The sequence below is a fragment of the Sedimentimonas flavescens genome, assembly GCF_025154035.1.
GTDB lineage: Bacteria > Pseudomonadota > Alphaproteobacteria > Rhodobacterales > Rhodobacteraceae > Rhodobacter > Rhodobacter flavescens.
In genome coordinates this window covers 1-22602 of the sequence record NZ_JAOALJ010000010.1, presented here as the reverse complement: position 1 = coordinate 22602, position 22602 = coordinate 1, and the positions used below count along the sequence as shown (strand labels likewise).

Annotated in this window: 22 protein-coding genes and 1 pseudogene; 5 read left to right on the top strand and 18 right to left on the bottom strand. The window is 60.9% G+C overall.

The features are described 5' to 3' along the window. Positions 1-313 precede the first annotated feature (313 nt). Entirely contained in the window at positions 314-1030 is a 717-nt protein-coding gene (locus N3C64_RS15100) for an IS6 family transposase (RefSeq protein ID WP_260015084.1), read from the top strand. A gap of 149 nt (positions 1031-1179) precedes the next feature. On the opposite strand, the gene N3C64_RS15095 is transcribed toward N3C64_RS15100, so the two are convergent. The 15 genes from N3C64_RS15095 to N3C64_RS15025 form a co-directional block, all read right to left on the bottom strand. Continuing rightward, positions 1180-2427, bottom strand: coding sequence for an RNA polymerase factor sigma-54 (locus N3C64_RS15095; protein ID WP_260015083.1), 1248 nt, complete (start codon positions 2425-2427; stop codon positions 1180-1182). Beyond that, the gene (locus tag N3C64_RS15090; RefSeq protein WP_260015082.1) at positions 2424-3146 is read right to left on the bottom strand and encodes a type 1 glutamine amidotransferase; all 723 of its coding nucleotides are present in this window, start codon (positions 3144-3146) and stop codon (positions 2424-2426) included. Before N3C64_RS15090 ends, N3C64_RS15095 begins: the two co-directional genes overlap by 4 nt. 56 nt (positions 3147-3202) lie before the next feature. Next, positions 3203-4699: an aldehyde dehydrogenase gene (locus N3C64_RS15085; RefSeq protein ID WP_260015081.1), complete on the bottom strand. Its 1497-nt coding sequence runs from the start codon at positions 4697-4699 to the stop codon at positions 3203-3205. Between the two features lie 15 nt (positions 4700-4714). Then, positions 4715-5521: an ABC transporter permease gene (locus N3C64_RS15080; RefSeq protein ID WP_260015080.1), complete on the bottom strand. Its 807-nt coding sequence runs from the start codon at positions 5519-5521 to the stop codon at positions 4715-4717. Position 5522: 1 nt separating this feature from the next. Then, positions 5523-6389, bottom strand: a complete 867-nt coding sequence (locus tag N3C64_RS15075; RefSeq protein WP_233676050.1) for an ABC transporter permease — start codon at positions 6387-6389, stop codon at positions 5523-5525. After that, positions 6386-7483: an ABC transporter ATP-binding protein gene (locus tag N3C64_RS15070; protein WP_260015079.1), complete on the bottom strand. Its 1098-nt coding sequence runs from the start codon at positions 7481-7483 to the stop codon at positions 6386-6388. The genes N3C64_RS15075 and N3C64_RS15070 overlap by 4 nt, the downstream gene beginning before the upstream one ends. A 109-nt stretch (positions 7484-7592) precedes the next feature. Continuing rightward, positions 7593-8639, bottom strand: coding sequence for an ABC transporter substrate-binding protein (locus N3C64_RS15065; RefSeq protein WP_260015078.1), 1047 nt, complete (start codon positions 8637-8639; stop codon positions 7593-7595). A 33-nt stretch (positions 8640-8672) separates the two neighbouring features. Then, on the bottom strand, positions 8673-10070 hold the full coding sequence (locus tag N3C64_RS15060; RefSeq protein ID WP_260015077.1) for a sigma-54 interaction domain-containing protein: 1398 nt from the start codon (positions 10068-10070) through the stop codon (positions 8673-8675). Positions 10071-10078: 8 nt separating this feature from the next. Then, entirely contained in the window at positions 10079-11260 is a 1182-nt protein-coding gene (locus N3C64_RS15055) for a PAS domain-containing protein (protein ID WP_260015076.1), read from the bottom strand. A gap of 31 nt (positions 11261-11291) precedes the next feature. Next, positions 11292-12773 carry a glutamine synthetase family protein gene (locus tag N3C64_RS15050; RefSeq protein WP_260015075.1) on the bottom strand — a complete coding sequence of 494 codons (1482 nt, stop codon included), beginning with the start codon at positions 12771-12773 and terminating at the stop codon, positions 11292-11294. A 26-nt stretch (positions 12774-12799) separates the two neighbouring features. After that, the gene (locus tag N3C64_RS15045; protein ID WP_260015074.1) at positions 12800-14116 is read right to left on the bottom strand and encodes a type I glutamate--ammonia ligase; all 1317 of its coding nucleotides are present in this window, start codon (positions 14114-14116) and stop codon (positions 12800-12802) included. A 7-nt stretch (positions 14117-14123) separates the two neighbouring features. After that, positions 14124-15341, bottom strand: coding sequence for an NAD(P)/FAD-dependent oxidoreductase (locus tag N3C64_RS15040; protein ID WP_260015073.1), 1218 nt, complete (start codon positions 15339-15341; stop codon positions 14124-14126). Between the two features lie 5 nt (positions 15342-15346). Continuing rightward, on the bottom strand, positions 15347-15532 hold the full coding sequence (locus N3C64_RS15035) for a ferredoxin (protein WP_260015072.1): 186 nt from the start codon (positions 15530-15532) through the stop codon (positions 15347-15349). Positions 15533-15561: 29 nt separating this feature from the next. Beyond that, positions 15562-16764, bottom strand: a complete 1203-nt coding sequence (locus N3C64_RS15030) for a cytochrome P450 (protein WP_260015071.1) — start codon at positions 16762-16764, stop codon at positions 15562-15564. A gap of 74 nt (positions 16765-16838) precedes the next feature. Further along, complete coding sequence (locus N3C64_RS15025; RefSeq protein WP_260015070.1) at positions 16839-16967, bottom strand: hypothetical protein; 129 nt, start codon at positions 16965-16967, stop codon at positions 16839-16841. Between the two features lie 189 nt (positions 16968-17156). On the opposite strand from N3C64_RS15025, the gene N3C64_RS15020 reads away from it, so the two are divergent. Continuing rightward, positions 17157-17972 carry a glycosyltransferase family 25 protein gene (locus tag N3C64_RS15020; RefSeq protein ID WP_260015069.1) on the top strand — a complete coding sequence of 272 codons (816 nt, stop codon included), beginning with the start codon at positions 17157-17159 and terminating at the stop codon, positions 17970-17972. Further along, positions 17947-18870 (top strand): glycosyltransferase family 2 protein, encoded by a 924-nt coding sequence (locus tag N3C64_RS15015; protein WP_260015068.1) that lies wholly within the window; start codon positions 17947-17949, stop codon positions 18868-18870. The genes N3C64_RS15020 and N3C64_RS15015 overlap by 26 nt, the downstream gene beginning before the upstream one ends. Before the next feature lie 264 nt (positions 18871-19134). Here N3C64_RS15015 and N3C64_RS15010 read toward each other — a convergent pair whose 3' ends face one another. After that, positions 19135-19872, bottom strand: a complete 738-nt coding sequence (locus tag N3C64_RS15010; RefSeq protein ID WP_260015067.1) for a hypothetical protein — start codon at positions 19870-19872, stop codon at positions 19135-19137. Between the two features lie 231 nt (positions 19873-20103). Between N3C64_RS15010 and N3C64_RS15005 the strand changes: the two genes are divergently transcribed. Beyond that, positions 20104-21219 carry a hypothetical protein gene (locus N3C64_RS15005; protein WP_260015066.1) on the top strand — a complete coding sequence of 372 codons (1116 nt, stop codon included), beginning with the start codon at positions 20104-20106 and terminating at the stop codon, positions 21217-21219. Positions 21220-21223: 4 nt separating this feature from the next. Next, entirely contained in the window at positions 21224-22144 is a 921-nt protein-coding gene (locus N3C64_RS15000; protein WP_260015065.1) for a capsular polysaccharide synthesis protein, read from the top strand. Positions 22145-22205: 61 nt separating this feature from the next. On the opposite strand, the pseudogene N3C64_RS14995 reads toward N3C64_RS15000, so the two are convergent. Then, positions 22206-22474, bottom strand: a pseudogene (locus N3C64_RS14995) (transposase); the annotation flags it as partial. Further along, a partial coding sequence (locus N3C64_RS14990) for a hypothetical protein (RefSeq protein ID WP_260015085.1) occupies positions 22411-22602 on the bottom strand: 192 nt, incomplete at its 5' end. The gene N3C64_RS14990 and the pseudogene N3C64_RS14995, both read right to left, overlap by 64 nt.

Here is a 22602-nt window from a genome sequence, read left to right as displayed (position 1 = left end):
AGCCGCGCCAGACCCCGCCTCGGGGCGCAGTTTGTTGCGGTTCACGCCGGGCGCATGATTCGCGCCGCGTTTTGATGGCAATCTGGGGTATTCGGCATTTGGATTCGGGTTAGGACATTGAATGTTACTGTCAAATAAAACTGCCTTGAGTCGGGCAGGGCGGTTTCGTAGCTTTTCGGGATGACGAAACGATCGCCCTTCCGCTATTTCAAGACGAGCCCTGAAGTTATCCGACTGGCGGTGATGATGTCCGTCCGGTCTTGTCAGAAGAACCTGGCTTGAGGCGGGCAGGGCGATCCCGTAGCCTTTCAGAATGACGAAACGCTCGCCCTTCCGCTACTTCAAAACCAGCCCTGACATCATCCGACTGGCCGTGATGATGTATGTCCGGTTCCCGCTTTCGCTGCGGAATGTCGAGGATCTGCTGCACGAGCGCGGCATCGACATCTGCCACGAGACTGTCCGGTTTTGGTGGCATCGGTTCGGCCCGATCTTCGCCTCGGAGATCCGAAAACGTCGGGTCGAGGGCCTGCGCTCAAGCCATTGGCGGTGGCATCCGGACGAGATGTTCGTGAAGATCAATGGCGAGCGTCATTACCTTTGGCGGGCTGTCGATCACGAAGGCGAGGTGCTCGAAAGCTTCGTGACGAAGAATCGAGACAAGAAAGCAGCATTGAAATTTTTGAAGAAATCTCTGAAGCGGCACGGCGCAGCCGATGAGTTCGTTACTGACCGCCTGCGCTCCTACGGGGCCGCTCTGGGAGATCTTGGTATCCGTGAGCGCCAGCAGACTGGCCGGTGGATGAATAACCGCGCGGAAAATTCACACTTGCCATTCCGAAGACGGGAGCGAGCGATGCTCCGTTTCCGGTGCTTGAGGACGCTGCAGATGTTCGCCGCCGTCCACGCCGCCGTCCACGCCTCCGTCTCGAACCATTTCAACCAGGAACGGAACCTCTCCAGCAGACCCATCTTCAAGGCGAACCGCGCCGCTGCTCTTGCCGAGTGGCGTGATCTTTGCGCTGCATAAGGGGCAGCTATACTGTCCTTGTGGAAACTGGTTCGAATTCGTCTGACAGCACCGATTAAAACCTAAATGGCCAGAGTTCCTAAGCGTGAGGTTCAACTGCTAATTGCAGAAATCTATCTTCAAGAAAATCGAAATTTATCAGTTTGTAATCAGTATTTTACCTTCCGTCTGTTTCGGTTTGCAATCCCAGCCTTTGTGCGCCAATTCGCGACCACACGGCGCGATGCGGTAACGCCACCCGAGGACAGAATTCTCGCTAGCGCCTCATCGCTGAGAGGCATGTGGGGGTCTTCTTTTGCGATCAACTCAACGAGACGGGCTTGCACGGCTGGGCCTGAATCAGTCACGGACTGAGGTTTGCGCCGCACTGAGCGAGCGAAGAATTTCCTCAATGCAAGTGTTCCGCCTGGTGTGGCGGCTGACGATGAGTTGACCAGACGGCTGATAGAGCTCTCATGTAGTCCAAGCTTCTCGGCCACCGAGCGCAGCGTTAGTGCGCGCAAGGCGATGTTGCCGCGTTCCAAGAACTCGGACTGCTCTTTCACCAAGATTTCACCGACGGCCAATAGTGCGCGGTTGCGGCGTTCCACCGCACGTACGAGCCCACGTGCACTGATCCGTGCCTGCGACAGGGCCGAGCCACGATCAGGCTGAAAGCTAAGGTTGTTCAACGTTAGGACTGGCAAGGTCTCAGGATTTAAAGTGACCTGCCATCCATTGTCACAGCGTTCAAAAATGAGATCGGCGATGCGTGTGCGCGCGGTGGTGCTTGCAAAGGCTGCAGCAGGGCGAGGATTCAGACTTCGCAAGATGGCGAGTTCTATCTGCACTTTTTGGGCGGTGAGCCCAGTGGCTATTGCGAGGGATTCTGTGCCGCCCTCGGTCAGAGCAGAGAGTGCTTCGAGCACGCGGCGCATGGGCTCCGATATCGGACCCTCGGCGGACAGCTGAAGTCCGAGGCATTCCGATAGTGACCGCGCGAACAGCCCACGCGGCTCTATCTGTTGAAGCGCCCTCAGCACGTTTTCGACGCGCTGAGCAGGCTCGCCGAGCCTAACGGCAACCTGTTCGACGTTTTCCGCTAGATACCCGGTCTGGTCGAGAACCTCGGCTAGAGCAAACGCGACCTTGCGATCGGTCGAGCGCGGCACAAGGGTCGGGATCTGCGTCAGGACATGCTCAATCAGTGTTGGGCCAGCGGCGGCGGCATCGGCGGGGACTTCCATCGCGGTTCGTGGCACATGGAGACGAAGCCAGGGGTTGTCCTGCGCGACCTCACGCAGACTTTGTGTAAGGTCGATGTTAGACAGTTCAAGAAAGCCGATCGCGCGCCCGAGCTCTTGATTGAGCCGCAGCCCGAGCTGCTGGCGCAGCGCGACTTCCTGACGAAGCTTCATGCAGCGATCCTCGCGTGGTTGCGATAGAAGCGCGCGACACCCAGTGCGATGCGGTCGGGCTCCAGCGGGTTGTCCAGCGAGGCAAGCGCAGTCTCGGCCAGCGGGGCGGGGACGCGGATGCCGCTGGCGGCGACAAGCAGCTCGCGGATATAGGCGGGCTGGAACTCGGGGTGGAATTGCAGCGACATGGCGGGGAAGTCATCGTAAACCAGCCCGCCGTTGGGCGAGGCTGTGTTTGACAGCAGATGTCGCGCGCCGGGTGGAAGCTCGACAACCTGATCCTGATGGAAGGACAGCGCGGCAAGTTCCGAAGGCCCGAAAAGCGCCGCGCCTTCGGGCGTAAGGCTGTGTTCCTGCCGCCCGATGACCCAGCCGCCATCGGATTTGCGCACCATCCCGTCGAAGGCCTGCGCCATGATCTGATGCCCGAAGCAGACGCCTACAAGGGGAATGCGTTCCGCGCGGAGCTTGCGTAAAAAGTCTTCGAAGGGGGCGATCCAGGCGTGGCCCTCATAGGCCCCGGCGCGCGAACCGGTGATCAGGTACGCGTCGAAATCGGCGGGCTGGGGCAGGGCCTCACCACCCGCGACGAAGACATTGGTGAATTCCGCCTCTGGCAGGTGCGGCCCCAGCCAGCGCATGAACATGCCCGCATAGGTGCCATGGTCGGGTTGGAAGGCCTCGGCGGGGCGGTCGGCCTCTAGTATGCAAAGTCTCATGTTCGTCCTTTGGGTCGATGCCGGGGCGCGAAATCCTTTGCGCCCCGGCTGTCGGGTCAGCTCATCTCGATCCAGACCGATTTGGTCTGGGTGTATTGCGTCAGCGCCTCAAGGCATTTGTCGCGACCATTGCCGGACTGCTTGAAACCGCCCCAGGGCGTCGTGGCGTCGCCCGCCTCATAGGCGTTGACCCAGACGATACCGGCCTCGATGTCGCGGGCAAAGCGGTGCGCGCTTTTCACGTTCGAGGTCCAGATCGCGGCGGCGAGGCCGTAGATCGTGTCGTTGGCGGTCTCGATCGCGTGGTCGAGGTTGTCCACCGGGATGATCGAGGCGACAGGACCAAAGATCTCTTCCTGCGCGATGCGCATCTTGTTGGAGACCCCGGTGAAGAGGGTCGGCTCGACGTAGCAGCCCGCATTCAGGCTAGCCGGGATGCCGCCGCCAAAGGCAAGGCGCGCGCCTTCCTTCTTGCCGATGTCGATGTAGCTCAGCACGCGCGATTGCTGCTCGGGGGTGACCAGAGGCCCCATCGTCGTGTCGGGGTCGAGCGGGTTGCCCGGCTGGTGCATGGTCTTGGCGGCCGCGGTGAAAAGCGCGACGTATTCGTCATAGATCGCGCGCTCGACCAGGATGCGAGACCCGGCCGAGCAGACCTCTCCCTGATTGCCGAAGACGCCCGCGACGCCGGTGGTCGCGGCCTTGGCGAGGTCTTCGCAATCGGCCAGCACGATCTGCGGGGATTTTCCGCCGCATTCGGTGGTGACGCGCTTCATGTTCGACTGGCCCGCATAGATCAGCATGAGCTTGCCGACCTCGCCCGAGCCGGTGAAGCCGATCTTGTCCACGTCCATGTGCAGTGCCAAGGGCTTGCCGGTTTCCTCGCCAAGGCCCGTGACCACGTTGAAGATGCCATCCGGCCCGCCCGCCTCGGAAAAAAGCCGCGCCAGAAGCAGCGCCGAAAGCGGCGATTGCTCGGCCGGTTTCAGCACGACCGAGTTGCCGCACGAGAGCGCCGGGGCAAGCTTCCACGCGGCCATCATCAGCGGGTAGTTCCACGGCACGACAAGGCCGCACACGCCAAGCGGCTGGCGCAGGATGTAATGCAGCGCGTCAGAATTGGTCGCAGTCACGACGCCTTCCATCTTGTCGATGGTCTCGGCGAAGAACCTGATCGTCATCAGCGAGCCGGGGATGTCGATGTTGAACATGTCCGAGATCGGCTTGCCCATGTCGAGCGTGTCGAGCAGGGCGAAATCCTCGGCGTGCTCCTCGATCAGGTCGGCAAAACGGCGCATGACGGCCATGCGGTCCGAGGGCGCCATGCGCGACCAGACGCCCGAGCGGAACGCCCGCCGGGCCGCCGTGACGGCGCGGTCAACGTCTTCGGCGCCGCCGCGCGCGACGGCGGCGATCACCTCGCCGGTCGCCGGGTTGAGGGTTTCGAACTTCGCGCCCGAGGCGGCCTCGACGAACTTGCCGTCGATGAACATCCGGGTTTCGGGCGTCAGCGCCGCAGCGCGGGCCTGCCAATCCTTGAAGGTCAGGGTCATTGGATACCTCCGTTCTTATTTTCTGCGTTCGCGGGTCGCGACGACCGAGGCGATGATGAGGATGAGCGAGAGCAGCACGATGATCGTGCCGACTGCGTTGATCTCGGGCGTCACGCCTCGCCGCATGGTCGAATAGATGTACATCGGAAGGGTGTTGTCGCGCCCTGTCAGGAAGAAGGTCACCGGGATCTCGTCGAAGCTGAGAACGAAGCTCAGCAGCCCCGCCCCGATGATGGCCGAGCGGATATTGGGCAGTGTGATGTCGACGAAACTGCGCCAGGGGGTCGCGCCCAGGTCGAAGGCGGCTTCCTCCAGCGATTTCGGCAGCCGTTGTAGGCGCGCGTAGACCTGCGTCACCACCACGCCCAGAAGCGCCGTGGCATGGCCGAAGATCACCGTCTCCAGGCTGAGCGGGAAGCCCATCAGCTTGAACATGTTCAGCATCGATATGCCGGTGACGATGCCGGGCAGGGTGATCGGCAGCAAGATCAGCCGGCGAAAGATCGACTTCCCGGGAAATTTGAACTTGTGCAGCACCAGCGCCGCCGGAACGCCCACAAGCAGCGTCAGCACCGTGGCGAAAGTGGCCACGTAAAAGCTGTTGCCGATGGCGGCCAACAGGTCGGTGTTCGACGCAAGCTTGCGATACCACTCGAAGGTAAAGCCCGTCATCGGCCAGGTGAGCGAGCGCGAGTCGTTGAACGAGAACGCGATCAGCACCCAGATCGGGATGTAAAGGAAGGCCATCAGCACCGCGACGAAGGTCATGAAGCCGGTATCTGCCCCGTAGCGCGCGAACAGGTTGGGGTTCTTGTGTGTCATCTCAGTGGCCTCCCACCATGCCCTTGCGCTCCATTCGGTCGGAAAGCGAAACGATCGTCAGCACCACGACCAGCATCACGATTGCCAGCGCCGAGCCGAGCGGCCAGTTGAGCGCCGCGCCGAACTGGGTGGCGATCACGTTGGCGATCAGGTTGCCGTCCGGCCCGCCCACCAGGAAGGGCGCGATGAAGTCGCCAAACGAAAGGCAGAAGGTCAGCGTGAAGCCCGCGGCCACACCGGGTAGCGACAGCGGCAGCGTGACATGCCAAAAGCTGCGCCACGGCCCCATGCCCAGATCGGCCGAGGCCTCGCTCAGGTTCACCGGGATCTTTTCCAGCGCGGTATAGATCGGCATCACCATGAAGGGGATGAAGATATAGGTCAGCGTCACCACCATCGCGAACTGGTTGTAGAGGAAGATGTCCGAGGGCTGGTCGATAATCCCCACCGAGATCAGGAACGAGTTCAGCACCCCCTCGGTCCCGAGGATCGTCTTCCAGATATAGGCGCGCAGCAGGTAGCTGACCCACAAGGGGGCGATTACCGCCATGTAAAGCCAGGTGCGCAGCGCCGCAGAGCGGCAGCGAAACACCAGGTAATAGGCGAACGGATAGGCCAGCAGGAAGGATGCGATCGACACAAGGATCGAGATCTTCAGCGTCCGCAGGAAGACCTGAAGATACTGCGGATCGGTGAAGATCGTTACGTAATTGCCGAACTGGAAGGCCGGAACGAAGGTCGGGTATTTCTTCAGCCAGAAGGAATAGGTGACGATGATGCCATAGGGCAGCAGCATGAACAGCGCGATCCACAGGACCGGGATGCCCACCACCAGCGCTCCGGGAAGATTGCGGCGGATCAGGTTCATGGCGCGACGTTCCCCTCGAAGACAAAGACGTTGTGGGGCTCGATGGCGATGCGGGTCGGCGTGCCGATCTCGGGCAGCTTGCTGTGCGACAGCCGGTCGGGCAGCAGCATGTCGGCATAGACGGTCGCCCCGTCAGCCAGAGTGACCGCGATGCGCAGGCCGAGGCCGTAATAGATCACCTCGGCAATCTTGCCGGCGATGGTGTTGGCGGCGGTCTCGCCCTCGGCCAGGAAGCGCACCTTCTCGGGACGCAGGCCCACGGTCACGACCTTGCCGGGGGAGTAACTATGATCGGTTTCGGCCTCGAACATGGCGCCGCCGGTGGCTACGATGACCTTGCCGCCAGTGCATTTCGACACCTTGCCGGGCAGGAAGGTCGTCGTGCCGATGAAGTTCGCCACATAGGGGCTGGCCGGGTGATCGTAGAGGTCTTGCGGCTTGCCCTGCTGGGCGATCTTGCCGCGCTCCATCACCACCACGCGGTCCGACATCACCAGCGCCTCGGTCTGGTCATGGGTGACCATGATGAAGGTGATGCCGACCTTCTCGTGCAGGTGCTTGAGTTCGATCTGCATCTGCTCGCGCAGCTTGGCATCGAGCGCCGAGAGCGGCTCGTCCAGCAGTAGCACCTTGGGGCGGCGGACAATGGCGCGGGCAAGCGCGATGCGCTGGCGCTGGCCGCCCGAAAGCTGTTGCGGGCGCTGATCGACCTTGTCGTAAAGCCCCACGAGTGAAAGCGCGTCCTTGACTCGATCCGCCACTTCAGAGCGGTTGAGCTTCAGCGTCTTGAGGCCATAGGCCACGTTCTGCCCGACGGTCATATGCGGAAACAGCGCATAGTCCTGAAAGACCATGTTGACCTCGCGCTTGTAGGGCGGATCCCAGGTCACGTCCTTCCCGGCTAGCCGGATCGCGCCGCCGGTCGGCTCCTCAAAGCCGCCGATCATGCGCAGAAGGGTGGATTTCCCGCAGCCCGAGGGGCCAAGCAGGGTCACGAACTCTCCATCGTCGACGGTGACTGAGACGTTGTCCACGCCGATGATGGTGGGGCTGTAGTGTTTGGAGATGTTCTCCAGCTCAATGATTGCGGCCATGTCGCCTTGTTCCCTGAATGCTTCGGCAAACGGGGCCCCTCCCTGGCGATCCGCTTGCATGTCGTCGGTTCGGCGCCGCACGGATGCACGGCGCTGCCAGCGTCTGTTGTTATTGCGCCTTCACCGCGTTCCAGGCGTTCGTGTAGGTCTCGAACCGGTCGCCAAGCGGGGTCCAGATCAGCAGGCTGTCCAGATAGGTCGGATCGTCTTGGTGCAGGGCGGCGAACTGCTCGGGCGTCATGCAGTTTTTCGCCGCCGAGGCATTGGCCGCCGAATAGCCGTTCACATTGGCCACGCCGCACTGGCCCAACTCGCTCAACTGCATGTTAAGGAACTTGTAGGCGCATTCCTTGTTCGGCGTGTCTTTGACGACCATCCAGCTATCAAGCCAGCCCTCGGCGCCCTCGGTCGGAATGAATTCGGTAACCTTGACGCCCTCTGCGGCCAGCAGCGAGGACTGATAGCCGGCCCAGGTGTTCGAGATCACCACTTCGCCCGCCTTATACAGATCGACCAACTCGCCCGCCGTCGCCCAGTATTTGCGGATCAGCGGCTTCTGTTCGACCAGCGCGGCCTGCGCTGCGGCGATCTGCTCGTCGCTGAGGTTGTAGATATCCATGTCGCCATTCTTGCGTGCGGCGACATAGATTGCGCTCTTGTCGTCCCAAAGCGAGATCTTGCCCTTCAGATCCTCGCGCCACAGGTCGCTGATCGAGGTGGGCGGCGTGGTGAAGGCGTCGTCGCGATACATGAAGGCGATGGCGCCCCAGCTATAGGGCATGCCGTAATATTCGCCATCCTTCTGGATGCCGTCGAGCGCGAGGAACTTGGGGTAGATGTCGTTCCAGCCCTCGATCATCGCGGTGTCGAGCGGCTCGACGAAGTCGAGGTCGATCATCAGCTTGGTGGTGTCGATCGAGGGGGTGATGAGGTCATAGACCCCGCCGCCCGCCATCATCTTCGGCGCGAAGTCGTCGTTCGAGCCGACATAGGTCGCGTTGACCTTACAGCCCGATTGCTCCTCGAAGGTCGAGATGAAGGAGGGGTCGGCATAGCCTTCCCAGGTCAGCACGTTGATCGAGCCTTCGGCCAGAACGGGGGCAGCCCCGAGCAGAACGGCGCCAATGGCGGTGGTCGTCAGAATGGTCTTTCGCATTGCGTTGTCTCTCCTGTTGGTTCGCTTGGCCGGTTACGGCTCTTTTCGGGTTTTTCGTGAGATGGTGCCTATATCGACACCAAGCGCGGCAGCGGCTTTGCGCTTGCTGCCGTGGATACGGATCGCCTCTTCGATGATCCGCAATTCGTATTCCGCGAGGGCTTCTCGCAGGCCCCGGCCATCTGCTGCGGCCTCTTCGGGCGCTGCGGCCGGGGTCGCATCGTCGCGCTCCGGGCGCCCGTCAAGGCGCACGGCCATGAGGCGGCGGGGCAGTTCCTCTTCGTCATCGCCCAAGACCGAGATCTGCTGCATCAGGTTCCAGAGTTCACGGATATTGCCCGGGTAGCGATAGGCCCGCAGGCGTGCGCGCAGATCGTCGCTCAGCACCAAGGGCACCGAGCGACGCTGGTTGATCGCAACGAGGAAGCGGTCGATCAGGTGATCGAGCAGCTCGGGCACGTCGCGCAGCGGCTTCATCGGCATGTTCACCACCGCCAGCCGGTAATAGAGATCAGCGCGGAAGCGGCGTTCCTCGGCCATTTCCAGCAGGTCGCGGTTGGTGGCCGAGATCACGCGCACATTGACGCGCCGCGGGCGGGTTCCGCCGATGCGCAGGATCGTGCCCTCTTCGAGGAACGAGAGCAGCTTGGCCTGCAAGGGCAGGGGGATTTCGCCGATCTCGTCAAGGAAGAGTGTGCCGCCTTCGGCCGCCTCGATCAGGCCCTTCTTGCCCTCGGTCGAGGCGCCGGTGAAGGCGCCTTTCTCATAGCCGAACAGCTCGGATTCAAAGAGGCTTTCGGGAATGGCGGCGCAGTTGACGGCGATGAACGGGTCGGCGCCATTGGCTACGAAGGAATGCAGGTGGCGGGCGATCTCGGTTTTGCCGACGCCGGATTCGCCGGTGATGATGACCCGCGCGCCTTGCAACAGCGCCCGCTCGCCGCGCGACATCATCCGGTCGAGCCAGGGCGAGATTGCCCGCTGCCGGGCGAAATCGGGGCGCAGGCGGCGCTCGGTCCCGCTGTTGAAGGCAACCGCATCGCGATTGCCCGAGGCCTGACGGCGTGCGTGGTCCAGCACCGCCAGATCGCGCAGGGTAATCACATGGCCCGCCTCTGGGCCCATGGCCGAAATCCGGCGCAGTGTGACGAAGACCGCGCCCACGGCCTCGCCGCGCAGCATCAGGTTGCCAGTGCGCCCGGCCTCCAGCATCTCGGCCAGCAATGCCCAGTTCATGGAGGAGGCCGCGTTGAACTCGGCAAAGCTCATGCCCGCCATTTGCGTGGGGTTGATCCCAGCGATGGCGCCTGCGTCGCGGTTGGCAAAGGTGATGCGCTGGTTCGGGTCCAGCACGATAAGCCCGTCGGCAAGGGCGTCGAGGGCCTCGGTCAGGCCGGGCAGGTTGGGATTGCCACGGGTCATGGCGGGCATTCCCATCCCTAACCCCCGACCCTGATACGGTCGGGCCCTTCGCCGACGGTCACCGGCCCAAGGCGCGTGCGCAGACACAGCACGAGGTATTCGGCGTCGCGCAGCTGCACTAGGCGGGCGGTCAGATCGGCGCGCGCCGGGCGCTCGGGGTTGAGTACGCTGGCCGGATAGCTGCGGCTCGGGTGGCCGGGTTTGCGGCTGGCGGCGGCGGTGAACAACTCGGGCAGGGGCAGGGGTAGTTCGATCAGATCGGCAAAGGCGCGGCCCGGCAGTTCCTCGGGCGAGAGGTCGAGCAATTCCTCGGCGGCGCTGTTGATGCGCAGCAGGTGACCGTCGCGGTCGGTGATCACCAGCGCGTCGGGCAGCGCGCTCAGGATCGCCTCGAGCGCTTCGATCTCTTCTCGCAGAACCGCGGCTCGGCGGGCGTGCTTTGAGACATCACGCACCGTGCCCCACATCCGGTAGAGCAGGTTGCCCCGGATATGGCCGCGCACGTCATTCTCGACCTCGATATAGACGCCATCATAGCGCAGATCGCGTGAGGGCGAGGCGTTGACGTCGAAACTGGCACGCACGAGGCGGCGGATGAAGGCCTCGTTCTCGGGGCTGCGGGGGAAGGTTTCATGCACCGGCAGGGCGTTGAAATCCTTGCCCTCAGGCGTGCGATAAAGGCGCGCCATCGCGTCGTTGCAAAAGCGCCAGCGCGGGCCGTTCTCGAAGACCTGGCGGATGATTTCCTGCTCGGGGGCGGAAAGGTCCACCGGCTCGGCCCATTCCATGCACCAGCCCGCATCGTCCGAGGTTTCAAGGATCGAGGACAGCACCTCTTTCTCTTCGCTCAGCCGCGCGAGGTCATCAAGCGTGCCCCCGCGCGGCCATTTCACAAGGCGCAGGCAGGTGCCTGCGACCGGATCGACCAGGCGCATCGCGATCGCCGTCACCGGCACAAGCACGCCCGAGTCCTGACGCAGCTCCAGCGCCACGACATGCGGCCCCGCCGAGGCCGCGGCGAACAACTCCTCGATCCGTTCGCGCGCGGCCAGCGGGTAGATCGAGGACCAGGGCGCATCGATCACCTGATCCTCGCGCAAGCCAAGACACCCGAGCTCGGCCGCTCCGACCGACGCGATGCGTCCGTCGCGGCTGAGAATGTCTACCATTTCGATCTCGGGTGTGGCTTGGTCGATCATGCGTTCACGCTCCTGGTTGGGATGGCTCCGATTACGGCACGCAATGCAGGTACCGTTCCACATCCCAATTGGTGACCTCGCGCAGGAAGCGTGTCCACTCGTCTTGCTTGTATTCGTCGAAGACGTTGTAGAGCCTGCCCGGAAGTGCCGACCGGATGACCTCGTCCTTTTCCAAAGCGGTCAGTGCATCGCGCAAATTGAGCGGGATGAGTTTGACCGGCTCGCCCGATTGCCAGACCTCGGTGACATTGCGCGACTCGGGGGCGCCGGGGTCGATCTTGTTGCGGATGCCGTCGTCCATGGCCTTCAGGAGCGCACCGCAGAACAGGTGCGGGTTGACCATGCTGTCCACCGCGCGGAACTCGAACCGGTCGGGCGACGAGATGCGGATCGTGCAGGAGCGGTTCTGCAAGCCCCAGTTCGCGCCGATCGGCGCCCAAAGCCCATAGTCGTTGAAACGGCGATACGAGTTCACCGTCGAGGCTCCCAGGCAGGTCAGCGCGTCGATATGCTTGAGCGAGCCGCCCAGAACGTGATGCCCAAGTTCGGTCGGCAGCCAGCCGCCCTCCTTGTTCTCGAACTCGTTCACGCCGCCTTTCGAGTAATGCCACAGCTCTTCCATGCCCGGCAGTTCGCCCGGTATGATCTGCTGTAATTCACGCGAGCCGCCGGTCCAGACCGAGCAGTTATGGTGACAGCCGTTCGCGGCATAGCCCATGAAGGGCTTGGCCATGAAGCAGGCGATCAGCCCGCGCTGGCGCGCCACTTCGGCGCAGATCTGGCGGTAGGTCGTCATGCGGTCGCAGGTCGGCAGGGCGTCGTCGAACTGGTAGTTCAGCTCGATCTGGCCCGGTGCGTCTTCGCAATCGCCTTGGATCATGTCGAGGCCCATGGCGCGGGCATAATCCGAGACCTGCATCCAGATGTCGCGCGCGCTTTCGAACTGGCCGATGTGATAGGCCAGTGCCTCGGTCACGCCCTCGTAGGGGCGCACCTCGCCCGCCTTGGGCTTGAGCCAGAGCATTTCGGGCTCAAGGCCCACGCGCAGGTGCAGCCCGTTATGGGCCTCGCGGAACTCGCGGTCGAAACGCTTGAGGTTGCCGCGGGTATCGTATTCGTAGGACTGGCCGGGGAGGTTCGGGTCTTCGAGGCTGTAGAACAGCGTGCAGAAGACACGGGCGACGCGCTTGTCCCAGGGCAGCTGGCAGAAGGTGTCGGGATCGGGCAGGGCGATGCATTCCATCGCGTTGCTATCAAAGCCGATCAGGTTGCCCTTGAAGTCGGGCAACACGTTGGTGACGCCCCCCATCCAGGTCTGCACGCCCTTGCGCGCCTGCGTCTCCCAGTGGCGGGCGGGCGCGGCCTTGCCCATCACGCGGCCGGTGATCGAGATGTATTGGTAGTAGATGTAATCCACTCCAAGCGCGTCGATCTTGCGGCGCACGCGCTCGACCATCTCGGCCCGGCCGGGGGCATCAAGTTCGCGGTGGTAGTCGGTGTCAGTGGTGCTCATTTACGTCTCCCTGTTATTCTGTCTGCTCAGCCTTCGAGGTAGCGGGCGCGCTCTTCCGCGCTGACCGCCTTGGCGAGGCTGGCGTATTCGGCGCGGCAGGCTGCCGCGAAGTTCTTGGTGAAGGCGGTCCCGAAGATCCGGGCGGCATCGGCGCTGGCGTCCAGGCGGTCGGCGGCCTCGGCCAGATCGCGCGGGAAGCGCGCGGCGCCCTCGGGCACGAAATCGGGGTGCGCGGCGGTCGTCGGGGCGGGGGTGGCCAGCTTGCGCTCGATCCCGTCGAGGCCTGCGCCCAGCATCAGCGCGAGCGTCAGGTAAGGGTTACAATCGGCAGGCGGGACGCGGAATTCGAGCCGCGCGCGATCGCCCGCATGGGGGGCCGAGCGGACCGCGACGGTGAACGGATATTCCGCCCAGGTCAGCGATTTCGGCGCCCAGGAACCCGGCGCAAGGCGGCGATAGGCGTTGACCGTCGAGGTGCACATGGCAAAGGCCTCTGGCACGATCTGCATCATTCCCGCGATGAACGACCCGGCCAGCGCCGAGGTCTTTCCATCGGGGTCCGAGAACAGGTTCTTGCCGGTCGCCTTGTCGCGCAGCGAAACGGTGCAATGCCCGCCGATGCCGGGATATTCCGCGCCCAGATAGGGCATGAAGCTGGCCGTCTTGTCGTGCTTGCGGGCATATGATCTCGCCGCCATCCGGAAGATGGCCGCATCGTCCGCCGCGCGCAGCCCCTCAGTCGCGCCAAGCGTGGCCTCAAGGCAGCCCGGCCCAAGTTCGACGCCAAGCCCGTAAAGGTTGACATCATGGCCAAGGATCTCTGCCTCCATCCCGGCGATGAAACCGGCATGGGTATTGGCGGTTGCGCCCGACCAGCACTTGTTGTCGGGGGCAAATTTCGCTAGGCCCGTAAAGCCCTTGTCGCGCATCGAGGTGTCGGTTTCATCAAGAACGATCAGTTCGAACTCGAAGGCCGCATCGACGCTGAAGCCCATGGCCGCGGCACGCTCGATCTGGCGGCGCAGCACCTGGCGCGGCATCAGTTCCTTCGCTTCGCCCGACAGTTCGGCGATCACGGTGACCGCGCCCGGCTCCGAGGGGTTGCGCCGCATCGAAGCGGGGTCGATCTCGACTGTTTCGGTATAATAGGACGTCCCGCCAAAGAGGTTGTCGGCGCTGTCCCAATAGGCCAGCACGTTGGCGAAACGCGCGTCGGTCGCCCATTCAAGGAACTGGGTGCGCCGCAGGCGGCGTTCGCGAAACACGCTGGCGTAGTCGAACTGGCCGACATGAACGATCTCGGCGGTGAACTGTTCGAGGGCAGTGGTCAGGGGGTTGCTCATCATATCCTCAGGCGGTGACAGGGGCACGGAGCGCGTCCATCAGACGTGCGCGGTATCGGGCGATAAGGGCGGGCGGGGCGCCAAGGCCGATGACCCCCACGAGGTGATCGCCCCTTGCATATTCGACGACGATGGGGGCCTCCCCGATCTGGGTCAGGTCTCCCTCGACGACGGTCTGCGTCTCGGCCAGGGCGGGAGCGCCGAAGGCCTGCACCCGCATCCCGTATTGGTCCGACCAAAAGCTGGGCATCGGCGCGAAATCGGGCGCGGGGGCTCCGCCCGAGACGCGCGCAGCAATCGTGGCGGCGGCGCGCTTGGCGGTCTGGCCCGGCACGCACCAATGCTCGACCCGCCGGGGCACTTCGTCAAAAAGCGGGTTGGCGAAGCGCGCGATGTCGCCCACGGCCAACAGGTTCGGCGCGCCGATGGCAACCATGTCCGCGTCGACCAGAACGCCGTCGCTCAGATCGGCGCCGCTGGCGGCGAGCCATTCGGTATTGGGGCGCGAGCCGAGTGCCTCGACGATCACATCGGCCTCAAGCGCCTTGCCGTCATCAAGGATCACCCGATCCACCTCAAACGTCTCGACCGAGCGCCCGGTGAGTAGCGTCACACCATTGCGGCGATGCAAGGCCGCCATGGCCGCCGCAACGCGGTGCCCAAGCGCACGCAGCATCGGCTGCGGGGCGGGCTCGACCACGGTGACATGCAGGCCCAGTTTGCGCGCGGTCGCGGCGATCTCGCAGCCGATAAAGCCCGCGCCGATCACCACCATCTGCGCGCCCGGCCGCATTGCTTGGGCCAAGGCCTCGGCATCGTCGAAGCTGCGCAGGACGTGCTGGCGGTCCGCCGCGCCCTGCATCGGCATGCGACGGGGCCGGATGCCGGTAGCCGCCACCACGAAATCCGAAGGGATCAGCGCGCCATCTTCCAGTCGAACATCGCCGTTCTCGATCCCGGACGCGGCCACACCAAGGCGCATCTCGATCTGTCCGGGCGCGATCTTCGAGCGCAGCAGGAGCTTTTCGAACACCTCGGCGCGCGGCGCCTGGCCGCCCGCAAGGGCCTCCATGCTGTCCTTCGACAGAGGTGGGCGATTGTAGGGGGCGTGCGGCTCGTCGCCGACCAGCATGATGCGGGCCTGCGGCAACTCCGCCAGCACCGCTTCGGCCGTGCGCAGGCCCGCAAGCGACGCCCCGACGATGGTGATCCGAGGGTCCGCCATCGCGCTCAGCCGAGGATGATTGCTTGCTCGGGGCAGGCGTCCGAGGCTGCTTCGGCATCGGCCACCTGGCTGTCATCGATCTCGGTGACCCAGACAAGGCCGCCCGCGTCATCAAAAGAAAAGACATCGGGTGCTGCGATCACGCATTGGCCGTGAAGCAGGCAGATCGACATATCGACGTGAACTTTCATCTTAGTATCCCTGTTGTTTTTCTTGGATTTCAGGCGGCGTCGAAGGCGATCGGCATCTTGATCGCGCCGGTGTTACCGCTGTCTGGCAGCCACTCGACCTCGCCGTTGAAGCGCGGGTTCTTGAGGCGCTGCGCGAGCAGTTTCAGCGCCTCGGTCATGTCGCCGCGGGCAATGAAATGGCCCAGGCAGTGATGCGTGCCGCCACCAAAGCCGAAATGCGGCTTACGCTCGGCGGTGATGTCGAAGCCCGGGTTGGGGAAGATCTCGGGGTCGGAGGTGGCCGATTGCGAGAACAGGTGAACCGTGGTGCCCTTGGCGATCGGCGTGTCGTTGTAGGTGAAGTCCTCGACCGCCTCGCGCGTGACCCAGGTCACGGTCGGGCGCACGCGCATCACCTCTTCCACCGCCGCGCGGGCAAGCTCTGGTTGCTCGCCCAGAAGTTTCCACTGCTCGGGGTTCTCGATGAAGGTGGCCATCGCAAGGCCGATTTGGTTGCGGGTGGTGTCGATGCCGCCGAAGATCGCCAGTACGATCATGTCGAGCAGTTCCTGATCGGAGAGCAGCGCCTTGTCCTCGTTGGCCTTGATCAGCGTCCCGATGAAATCTTTGGTTGGCGCCGCGCGGCGGGTTTCCACGAGGCCTTCGGCGAAGGTAAAGATGCGCTTGGTCGCGGCCTCGATCGTGGGCAGGTCCCGCTTGAAGGTCACACCGAGGGCGAGGCCCATATCGGCGGCGATGTCCGCCAGTTCGCGCCAACACTCGAACGGCAGGCCGAGCAGGTCGCAGATGACTCCGGTCGCATAGGGCTCGGTGAAGTCGGCGATGAAGTCGCACTCGCCCTTCTCGGCGAAATTGTCGATCAGCTGGTTGGCAAGCGCCTGAAACTTTGGGATCAGTGAGCCAATAAGTTTGGGCGAGAAGGCCGGGTTGGCCATGCGGCGCAAACGGGCGTGGGTGGCGCCTTCCTGGCTGAGCAGCATCGCCTCCCACCAGCGGGCAAAGGTGCCGGTGACGCCGTTATGGGCCGGCCACCGATACGAGCCCTGCCGCAGTTTCGGGTGGCGCAGCAGCTTTTGCACATCGTCATAGCGCAGCGCCGCAAGGCCATAGGGCGTGCGTGCGCACCAAGAGGCATCGCGGGCATCCAGAACGGCTTGCGAGCGGATCGAAAAGGCGGGATTGGCGAGATCCAGAAAGGGAAGAGTGTCGGTGGTGTCGGCGTCTTGCATCATTGGCGTGGCTCCGTGTCATGGGTCGCGTCGATGCAGGGTATAGATGCAAGGTGAATTCCAGAAATGCTTGTTAGTTAATGAAAGTATTGAAAAAATAAAGGAATATTTTTTTGAAGCGCTTTTTGTGGAACTGCTTCTTTCGTAGGTACGCCTTGCTGAGTAGCTGATTGATGTTGCATTGCAACGGTGATGCGTTCATGCATCGTGGCAGGATGGTTTCTTCAATGCCTCTCTAGATTCCATAAGAGGGCCCTGTCAGAGGGACCAGCAGGGGGCAGGTCAGTATCGGTTCGTTCTTGCTGAAGAAAATGAGGCTGACACTCCTCTTCTTCGTTTGAATGTCTCGGTTAGGCGAACTATCTTAGGGTCGCCAACCATCAATAGTCAGACGTGTGGAGGCTCGGCCGTTGATCCCAATCTTTGTAATCAATTTGGACCGGCGCCCAGATCGGCTTGCTGTCTTGGCTGATCAGTTGAGAGCTCTGAATCTACCGTGGATGAGGGTGTCAGCCTTTGACATGGAGACCATTGACGAGCAGGTCCTAGGAAAGAGGATCGCGCTATCCGGGCATAAAATTCAGATGGGTAGAGGAAGCCAGTGCTGCGCTCTGACTAATCTTGCAATTTACCGCCGCATGATTGACGAGGACAGACCCGCCGCACTGATTTTACAGGATGATGCTGAACTATCTTCCGATCTCGTGCCATATCTCGCGTCGATGGATTGGCTTCCAGAAGGAGTGAATGTCGTACAGTTCGAAAAGTACGGTAGGCCGTCATCAAAACGATTGCTTGGCCCAGAGCTCGAGGACGCAACTCTTGCGGGCAGAGCTTTACATCGCTTGCATTCCCGGACAGCCGGTGCTGCATGTTATTTGATTACGCAGGATGGAGCGCGAATTGTGAGCAATTATCGCGGACTGATTGATATGCCGATAGACCATTTCCTGTTTAGCCCAAATGTGTCTCCCGTATTCGACGACCTGAAAGTTGCAGTTGTTAGGCCGGCTCTCGCGCGGCAGAGAGATGAAGTTGAATCGCCATCAGACTTGACTTCAGAGCGCAGGAAGCAAAACAAGTCATTGATTTCTAGAGTAAAGCGGCTCTGGCAAGACTTGAATCAGCTTCCGAAGCAATTGCTCTTAATGTCGCGGGGCGCGCGATGGATGGATTTCGGGTACGATGGCTCTTCAAGACGTGGGAGCTGAAGTTGGTCTTACTACTATGACCCCTACTATATCGGTCATTATCCCTACATTCGAAGACTGGGACGGGCTTAATAACTGCCTGGCGGCGCTGGCTCTCCAAGACCTCAATGAATCCGACTACGAAATCATTGTTGCAGACAACAATCGTGAGCAGCGTCTGCCAGAGAACCTGGCGTTGACACGGAACACACGTGTCGTCTGGGAACCAAAGCCTGGCTCTTACGCTGCGAGAAATACCGCGATCAAAGCTGCGCGAGGGGAGTTCATATTTTTTACTGATAGTGACTGTCTTCCATCGAAAAGCTGGCTCTCAGCTGGACTCGCACGGTTCTTGAAAGAGGAAGGTTGCGAGAGGGTGGCGGGCAAAATTGATGTTGTTCCGCTCAAATCAAAATGGAACGGGTGGAGCGTGTACGACCGTGTCTCTAATTTGCGCCAAGATGAATATGTTGCGAGAGGGCACGCTGCAACTGCAAACCTTGCTGTCAGGAAGAGCGTCTTTGGGCGTGTCGGCCTCTTCAGAGAGGATAGGTTCTCTGGCGGTGATTTGGAATGGAATCGCCGTGCTACCGTCGAAAATGTACCGATCGTGTTCGAAGATGCTATGACAGTACGACACCCTGCAAGGGAAACTTATTCAGATTGTGCCGGCAAGGTTAGGCGGATTGCCGGTGCACGTTTTGCCGCGAAGTCTAACCGACCTTTGTTAAAACGGATGCCGCGACTCAAGTATCTGTTCCCTTCGATCAGGAACTTTGTGAAGATTTGGGGGAACGATAAGAATGTACCTGCCTTTGTACGGCTCCGAGCGATGCTTTGCGACTATCAAATGGGCTGGGTCTACAATGCAGAGATTATCCGGTTAGGTTTCTTGGGGAGGGCGCCAAGCAGAAGGTAGGGAGATATCTACTGTTGTAGTGCCGTAAGACCTGCTTTGGAATTTTGCAAAATATCAGAGACTTGGCATTCGGTGTGTCTGAAGCAAGCCCAGAGGATTTCGACAAGCTCAATCGGGTTTCTGGCCGTGCTCTGCCTAAAGAAGCTGGCCCCCGAGAGTAGAGTTTCCGGGCTTCCGCTCTGCCTAGGTGTTCAGCCCCGGCATCTGGTGGATCGAACGTCGCCGTTGGATCACTCTTTCGCCCTGTCTTGGCGAAGTTCTGAACTAAGACCAAAGAGCCTTGGTGTCAGGGTAGGCCTGATGGCAGAACTTGTACGTCTCGACATATGCGTCGCGAATTTCGGTGTCCAGCGCGGGATCATCTGACAAGTGGCCGTCTGTTTTCTTGACGAAAACTTCTCCAAGGTTCGGGCGATACGTCACGCCACAAAACTCCGAAAGACGCGCAATCTGCGCGGACTCGAACATGGTTTCGTAGATGCCCACATAGAAATCGGCTGGTGCAAAGACCGATGACGCCGCACGAATTGTATGTTGGTAGCTGGTCCGCACCCGACAGGCTTCGCTCGCGAAGTAGGCGGTCAGGGCCCTGTGAAAGCTCGTCTCTCCTGCGGGTATGCCCTCGTTGTAGTTGCCTTTCTTCAGGTTGTAGCGCACAGCGCTCTTGATCCTGCTTAGCGGATCCCGGATCAGAAAAATGGCTTTGGTCGCAATCCCTCGCCGGGCAAAGCCATCACGTATGAACGCAAGACGTGCGGCATCCAATCCGCAGTAGGATGGCGTGATATCGGCGGTCAGGACGTCATCTTCCTGCAGCAAGCCAGCAAAATAGTCGAAGTAGTGTTCCGGATCGCGTTGCATTTTCAGGCGCAGGGCCTTCTTTGCGCTTTGGAAACGATTGAACCACCGCGCCTTCTTGTGGGACATGACCGAGACGTCCATTGCATCCCAGACGTGATACTCCTTTGCGACGCCAGCTCGGAAATTCTCGGCATCCGCCAAATAGTGATGCAACCATGTGGTGCCGCATTTCTGTGCCCCAAGCCCAAGAAGAAAGGTAGGGCCAACTGATTGGATGCATCCACCGGACATCTATCTCTCACAACAAAGTTTTGATCTGCGGATTAGCACGGAACTCTGGGGCAATAAAGGTCCGGGGGCGTGATAGACTTCAGTTTTCAAAACGGATAGAACCCCGCAAAGTCGATGCATTCCATGAAGCGAGACGCGCAGATGAAGCTGGTCATTCACGTAGGTCCCCCGAAGACGGGGACGACTGCGCTGCAGCGTGCCTTGTTCGGTGCGCGTACTCAGCTGATCGAGAAGGGAATTCTCTACCCCGACCCAAAGGTGCGTAAAGCCTATAATCATGGTCTTCTCTGTTCGCTTTTCAGGGCGTACACTGAGGCCCCGCGGGGGATGAGGAAACACGGAGAGGCAAACTACATCAGGCAGGGTGAAGGCCTGAGCAATGAGGTTCGAAAGCAGGTCAAGCAGCGTGCGCCTAAGCTGCTCATCTTGTCGTCCGAATGGTTCGCTCGTCTTTATGAGGCAAATGATCCGACCAAGTTCATGTCCTTTGTCGAAAGCCTTGGCGCAGACTCGATCGACTTTGTCCTCTATGCACGTCGGCCATCAGATTTCTTCCTGTCAGCGTCGCAGCAGCGCCTGCGGGCTGCGAGCATTTTCGAACCCATCTATCCGTGGAATTTGGACAAACTGATTGCCGGTTTTGAAGCACTTGCGTCCAAACACAGGGTTATTGTCAGGCCGTTTGACCGTAAGGCAATGACCGGCGGAAGTATCATGAGCGACTTTGCGGCGCTCTATTTTCCGGAGGCGGCCGAGCTCATGACGGTGCCTCAGACATCCCGTCAGTCAAACGAAAGTTTTTCGCCGGAAACGATGGTCATTCTTCAGGATTTCAGGCGCGCCTTCTTTCCGGATCAAGAGGATGTCTTCAACGAGCGGACACGCAAGTTGATGCGCCGCTTGCAGAAATTGGATGCAAGCGACGGCAACCCGCGGCCCGCGCTGCTCCCTGAATGGAAGGCCTATCTTGACTACGGGCACAACGGCGCGTTGGAATTGCGCGACAGGTACGGGATCTCTTTCTCTGATTTCGACTATCAGCGGCTAGAACGGGGTGAATTCGCGACCCGCCCAGAAATGGGATCCGACGTCGCAGACGTGGTCCGAGTGGATGCCGAAAGGCTCCAGCGAATGATTGTCTCGTTGGAGCAGTCTTTCTGGTCTCCGAGGCGTTCAAGTGCAGGGTGGTTGCGCGACATTGCAAAGCGGGTGGGATGCGCCGAAAACCGCCCCCGGCCACCGTGGCGATTTGCCTAGAACAATGGATAAGTCGGCAACTTCCCCAATTCCGCGCAATATCTGGATGCTTTGGTTGCAAGGCTTCGAGAAGGCGCCACCCTTGGTGCAAACCTGCGTCACATCTTGGCGCGAACTTAACAGCGACTGGAACCTGCATCTTCTGACCCAAGAGACCCTCGCCGATTATCTTGAGGCAGACTTCGTTGAAGACCTGTTTTCGGCACAGCTTCCGAATTCAAAGATTGCAAACATCGCGCGGCTGGCATTGATCAACCGCCATGGTGGGGTCTGGGCTGATGCAGATGTGTACTGTGTGAAGCCGCTGGATGAATGGATTGATCAGGCAGCGGCCTCTGGCTTTTTTGCCTTCCGGTTCGAGGAAGCGGATGCGTGGCTGAAGGATGAGAGCGTGCCACTCATTAACCGGTGTCTTGCCCGCACCGATGATCGGGTTATGGCAAACTGGTTTCTTGCGGGGCATCCGAACAACTTTATCGCGGGTGAATATGTTTCGCGCCATCTGGCGTTTCTCAAATTGGCATTGTCGGCAAGGAAGAAATCGCTTGGCTTCCTGCGTAACAGTGTGATCAGCCTGATGAAACGGAATGCTTTCCTGGCATCGATGATGGGAAGTGAGGCATTTGTTACGCGGGTCGGGCGGTATCCCTATTTTATCTTCCATTACCACTTTGCAAACTTGCTCCGGCACGATTATCAATTTCGGGTGGCATGGGAAAAGGTTGAGCCGCGATCCGCGCGTGCCGCCCTGAGCTTTTCCAAGCTGTTGGGTCGTCCTGTCGATGCAGGTTTCAAAGCGGCGATCCACGGAGAGGGCGACTCTCCGGTTTACAAGTTTCACTGGCGCCGAACCAAAGCGCTACAGCAGGGAACAGAAACCCGGTTTGGCTGGCTTCAGGAACAGGCAAAATCGTCGGGATCGTAGGTTGCGCTAAGATGCATTCAAGTCCGATTGTAGGACCCTTAGGTCAGGACTCGTTCTGGCATCATAGCCAGAAGATGGTGGTTGCGGCGATGGCGGAGAGGAAGATCTTCGGGCATCTGTCGTAGCGGGTCGCGACCCGTCGCCAGTCTTTCAAGCGCCCGAACATGATCTCGATCCTGTTGCCGCGTTTGTAGCGCCGCTTGTCGTGCTCGATGGGCTTGCTCGCGACTTCCGCGCCGGGATGCAGGGCTTTATCCCTTTGTCTTTCAACGCTTCCATGAACCAATCGGCATCATAGCCCCGGTCAGCCAAGAGCCAGTCAACGAAGGGCGGAATGTATCGACCCCGTGAAATCCTGCTCGTGCTACAAGGGAGAACGTGGCAATGAGTATGACGATGGACGAGAGCATCAAACGTTGGACGGCGAAGCGTAAGACGGCGCTGGTGATCGAGATCAT